This is a genomic window from Shewanella hafniensis (genome assembly GCF_019655335.1).
Classification (GTDB): Bacteria; Pseudomonadota; Gammaproteobacteria; order Enterobacterales; family Shewanellaceae; genus Shewanella; species Shewanella hafniensis.
The window spans coordinates 1-5,552 of sequence record NZ_BPFD01000134.1; the positions used below are offsets into that span (position 1 = coordinate 1).

Annotated in this window: 2 protein-coding genes and 1 pseudogene; 1 reads left to right on the forward strand and 2 read right to left on the reverse strand. The window is 46.2% G+C overall.

The features are described 5' to 3' along the window. Nucleotides 1–307: 307 nt before the first annotated feature. Nucleotides 308–2,008 (reverse strand): toxin-antitoxin system YwqK family antitoxin, encoded by a 1,701-nt coding sequence (locus K5Q99_RS21150; protein WP_220778044.1) that lies wholly within the window; start codon nucleotides 2,006–2,008, stop codon nucleotides 308–310. A gap of 10 nt (nucleotides 2,009–2,018) precedes the next feature. Beyond that, nucleotides 2,019–4,262: a hypothetical protein gene (locus K5Q99_RS21155; RefSeq protein ID WP_220778045.1), complete on the reverse strand. Its 2,244-nt coding sequence runs from the start codon at nucleotides 4,260–4,262 to the stop codon at nucleotides 2,019–2,021. Nucleotides 4,263–5,199: 937 nt separating this feature from the next. Between K5Q99_RS21155 and K5Q99_RS21160 the strand changes: the two are divergent. Then, a pseudogene (locus K5Q99_RS21160) lies at nucleotides 5,200–5,552 on the forward strand (DUF3800 domain-containing protein); the annotation flags it as partial.

The following is a 5,552-nucleotide window of genomic DNA, read 5'->3' on the forward strand; positions in this document are numbered from 1 at the left end:
ATCCACCACTAACGAATATAATGCTTTTAGCTGAAAATTAGCTCGTATACCCATCTGCATTGTTCATGTTTAAAAACATCCCCTGTGATAGCCGAAGAAGTATAAAGGCGTATTGACGTTTAACGCTGAGATTGTGTTTGTTCTGGCAATTAGTAAACACGAAACGAGGGTTTGAGAAGTCCCCCTCTAATGACAAGCGGCGCGTATGCCTGACGATAAAGCAAGGCAAGCAAACTAGATGCAAAAAAGCAAAAAACCGGCCTAATTAGCCGGTTTTTGCTTGATTGTGTGGTTAGGTGATGAAGTGCTACTCGCTTATAATCTGACCATTTTGATAGCGATACTCGGATGAGGGTTCACCATTAAAGTAATACACCGACCTGCCGTGCAGTTGATTATCGAGATACTCATCACTTTGCAGCAGGCTGCCATCTTCGTTAAAACTGTAGCCTTTGCCCTGCAATTGACCTTTATCATCATATTGCGTCAGCCCTAATAAATGGCCGTTAGCGGAAAAGGCCTGCCAGCTCCCGACTTCGTGTCCTGCTTTATAGTTGCCATGCCAGAGCTTAACCATGCTGTAGCTGCTTTCATCTTGCAGCAGCCATTGGCCTTCACGCTGACCGTTAACATACTGACCTTGAGCTTGCAGCTGTTTATCAAAACCACGCTGTAAATATGCGCCATGTAACTTAGCGTTTTTATAAAATGCTCGGTGCATTATCGTGCCATCGGCGGCGATTTCACTCTGTTCACCGTTAAGCTGACCTTGTTGATTAAACTGCTCATTGCGCGTCGTGTCGGTATTTTGTGTGATCCACTGACCAACCTTTAAGCCCAAGTGGTATTGGCCCTTCACAAAACTGCCGTCCTCGGCGTTATCTTCTCGATAGGCACCGTGCATTTGACCTTTGCTGTAGTTGATTTGCCTGACATAACCATTCCAGCCAGCACCGATATACAAGCCTTCATATTGCCCCTTGAGTTGTTCATCGCGTTCAATCAATTCACCTGCAGAGTCGAAGCGCTGACGTAAACTCCAGTTTTTCGCAGTATCACGCTGATATTGATGGGTTAACTTGCCAGTGGCATCGAAGCGCTGTTCAGTGCTAATCCGACCTTTTGCAAGATATTGAGTATCGGTTTGGGTGGCGACATTGCCAGCATCATCATAGGTAATATTCTGTATTTCGCGGCCATCATTATCGTACTCTTGCTGCATGGCTAACAGCCCTGGCCCTTTAAAACGCTGCTGGTTTCCTACCTGCTTGCCATGCTGATAATGTTTGATCTCTTGCAGAATATCTGCGGCCTGATAGATCAACACTTCTCCGTGCATTTTTCCATTCAGGTAAAACTCTTTGGTGTATAACCAGCCCTCTTTGGCCCAATACAGTCGCTCACCTTGGTATTTTCCCGCCACCATATTCACGCTTTGTTCTGGCTTACCATTGTCATAGAAGCTTTCATATCGCCCTTCCATACCGTTCGCACCATAGTTTGCGCGCGATGCCAGCTGGCCGTTGGCATGATAACTTTGCGATAAGCCTAATTCAGCCCCATCCACGCGATGCTGAAGTTCCCGCAATTGACCATTGCTATGGTAACTTTTCTGATCTCCATGCAACTGGCCATTCTGGTAGTGGTACTCTCCCGAAAGCGCTCCGTCTTCCCAATAATGCAGATGCGTGCCCTGATAATGTCCTTGCGCATCGCTACTGCCCTTGCGAGACAATTGACCGTTGGGGTAGAAAAACTCGAAATCGCCAACGATAAAACTCTCGACTAAATTGGGATTGTTGACACTACCCTTAAAAACCGGTTTATCCGTTTCTAAATAAAATAGCTGCAATGGCCACTCGCCATTTTGTTCTGTCGGCGCTTGCTCCAGATAATAAATGGCTTCGCCAGGTACATCGTTAAGCCGCCATTCTTGGTCGAGTAAAATTCGCTCAGCCGACAGATTAAACGACATAAGTAGCGCAGATAATAGTAATAAGACTCTCATATTCTGCTCCTTAAGGTAACGCAGGGAATGTATTAACCCACTGTTTATTGACCGGTTCGCCGCTTATCGTCAGCGGCTCTATCTGTGCTGCACGCCCCGCCAGTACAAACCAGCGTTCCTCACGTAATACTTGCTGCAACGGACGCTGATAAAAATCACTGCTGTCACCTTGAATAGCAGGAGCTAGCTGTAAATTTTGCGCATTTAAAAAACGATAGCGCCGCATAAAGTCGGCCACGGTTTGATGGGTATCAACATTCGGCAACTGAGTGATATCAATCAACCAGCTTTGCTCGGGTTGATACGCTAGCGCTTGCCATTTGGGCGTACCGGTACAGGCCAAAGTGCTGCTGACATTGATGTCGTAAAAATTGCGGCGGATCCCATCGGCGCTAGTCAGTTGGTACAGCACAAACTTATCCAGCCCTCCACCAAAACCCGTGTTGTTAGTGTTAGTGCTTGTGTTTGTCCATTGCAGTGTGTGCTCGTTGACCTTAGGTGCATCGACAACACTGAGCGTACACACCGCTGCCTGCTCGGAAGTTAACAGCAAACTGACGCCGTATTTGGCCACGACTTGCGGCTCAAGTAAGGCGGGGTCTTCAGGTGCAGTAACTTGCGGCTGATTAACATAGGACGCATACATATCATCACTATAAAGCAGTTGTTGCTGCGCCGGCGGATAGGCGACATTTTGCGCGTAATCTTGAGTCGGAATAAAACGAATGTTCTTAGTCAGTTCACCACTGTCAACCACAGTATTCACATAGAGTGTCAGCGTGGGCGGCGCTGCGGGAAAGGTAAACTGTGTGATCGATTCATATTGTGCCGATGAGGCCAACGCCACCATATTTTGCTCTGCCGGGGTTAACCAATCCGGCCCAGTGGGCGGCGGTGAAAGATATTTCACCATAGCGCCTTCGGCACCGTCAAAGCGCCGGTATAACCAAGATTTGTCAGTGCTGCCTCGCGATTTCAGCAAATAACTGAATGGTTTATCTGGGATTGGCGAGAGTTCCAGCTGTATATCTTCATACTGCAAGGCCACAGTTTTGCTGGGATCGGGGGTCAGGTTAAGTTTGACTAATTTCGCGCCGCGATAATGGGCAGTCGCGCGAAACTCAGCAACCTGAGCTAAGAGGTCATTCGGCGCATTCCAACCGATAAGCAAATTCTGCTGCTCAGACTGATGGAAACCATCCTGTTCTGGATAACTATAACTACCTACCTTGCTCAATTGCAGCGGCAGTACTGTGCCATCCGCACTGTGTGCAGTGATATCGGTTAAGCTAAACCCGCCTTCGGGTTTAAAACCTGAAAAGTCATACTGATAAGTCAGCTTTAATAAATCATCTTGCTGGTAAAAGTAGCCCGCATCATAGGCAAATACAGCATCTTGGGTTAAGGTCTTATTGACATTATCCAATACAACGTCAGGCTGTTTTTGATACTCAAAGGCTGGGAAATCATAAAAATCTAAATGCTGTGTCAGATCGCCCAACTGGCGCTCCTGCGGCAACATAATAACGTTGCTGCGCACTGTGCCCTTATAGCCGTAGCGCTCAAACGGCGCTTCCGCCACTAAGGCTAACTGCGCTAACCAACCCCGCTCACGTTCTAACATCAACTGACCGTATATTTTGGCTTGCTCGCCGCCACTTTCAACTTTGGCTAACACATGAGTATCAGTGACTTGCAATACAGTAAGCTTGGCATTGGCGTGGCCTTGATAGGCAGGAAGCGCGACGACCGCCCCCGATTTGGCGGGTATGGTGCTAAGGAAGGCAGATGAGCTAAAGAGCTTTTTCAGTTCCTGCTCAAGCTCTGCGCCGCGTTCAGCCAACAGCGCCAGCCATACAGGTTTGTTCAGTGCACTGAATTCTTTAACGCTCCCATCGTCTAGATTTAAAGAAAATTCAAACCCCTGCGAGAAAATAGCGTGCATTTCTGGATTACGATCGGCCCGCTGGCCACTACTGACACCGCTCCCTTGGCCATCGCGCATGTTCATATAATCGACGTGCACTTGAAACCGACTGTTTTTGCCTGTTTCGAGAACCTTATAACGCAGCAATTGATGTGACGTGGCGTTAACCGTTTCGGTACGCTGACCATTGTCTACAGTGATATTGGTGGTGCTATACAGCTGATACGAGCGCTCTTCTCCTTTTTCTGGCGTAAACTCAACATCAGCATCCCCAAAAGAACAGGCCGATAATAAACAGCATGCAACTACGCTAACCAAGTACTTCATGGTTATTCCTTGTATCTCAAACAAATAGTAAGCGCCGCATTATGCCCTTTCATACCCAGTAAATAAAATGCTTTGGCTATTTTGCCTGTCCAGCGCAACACCTGAGAGCGCGACTAAAGCATCCTTTTTAGATAGTCACAGGTACTGCAATACCAATCTTAGGCAAGTTTTTAATGACGAATTCCGGCATCAAGAACTGATGCAAAAAGCTAGCTGTGCGGCATTAATTGTCATTGTTTACCCAGTGACTCACCGTCTTTTTATTTAATAAGAAGTATCCCTATGGGTCAGATGTGAAAGAGCGGCCATGTTACCAACGGTCACGGTTGCAACAAGGTCAAGCTTAACTAAGTCATTAATACACAAATCAGCCCTAAACAGCTTTTGCCCCAAAGTGTGTTTCGTAGTTTGAATGCTTTAATCAAAATCAAAGTCGTGGGGCTTCACCCCACACCCGACCAAGGAGGACTGCTCGTCCTATCCTCCTTGGATGCTCCAAGACGCCCCCAACGGAGTTGAAAGCCCCTTGTGCTCATTGATAGATTTGCTATCGCTTCCGAAGGATGCGTCCCTGCACCTGCAAAAGCTAGCTCGCCATCCATGGCGAGACTCACGCACTCTTTATTAAATCAAGAGCTCTATTCGCCCTGCGGCAACTCCGAGGGGAGGTGTATTCCTTGGAGTTTTGAGTCGTTAGATTGCGATTCATCAGCAAAAATAAGCGTAAAAGAACGAGAAAGGTAAAACGATATCAAGTAATTATCCATCAAGCTGTATAAAAAACCGCTACCGCAAAAAAGCAAACTCCTATAGCATCATTTCTATCCATTTACACGGATGTGGCTGCGGCCAAGTCCAACAAGCGATTTATGCCCTGCAAACAGCGCAGCGCATAAATACTAAGGCGTTATATTTCACACAGAGTACGGAGACTCAATTGGACTATTTAGTATACGGCGACGAAAGTGGAACGACGGGAAGTGACCGCTGTTACTCTATTGGTTTACTTTGTGTCCCAAAATCTAAAGTTAACGAATTCAATAATTACGTTCTTGATTTAAAGAAAAAACGAGGGATTGTTGGTGAACTTAAATGGTCAAAAATTAAAAATAGTGCTGGGCAAGCAAATATCTGTATAGATTTGCTCTCGATGGTTCTAAGAAGTTCATGCTGTTTTCACTCTATCGTTGTTGAAAAATCTATCTACAACAACTGGAAATTAGATCGAGAAAGAGCATTTTATCAAACCTACACTTATTTATTAAAAAACACTGCAAAACAAGTAAAATC

Bases quoted from the DNA above. Each gene is read 5' to 3' on its own strand.
- K5Q99_RS21150 (WP_220778044.1), bottom strand. From the start codon at position 2,008: ATGAGAGTCTTATTACTATTATCTGCGCTACTTATGTCGTTTAATCTG.
- K5Q99_RS21155 (WP_220778045.1), bottom strand. From the start codon at position 4,262: ATGAAGTACTTGGTTAGCGTAGTTGCATGCTGTTTATTATCGGCCTGT.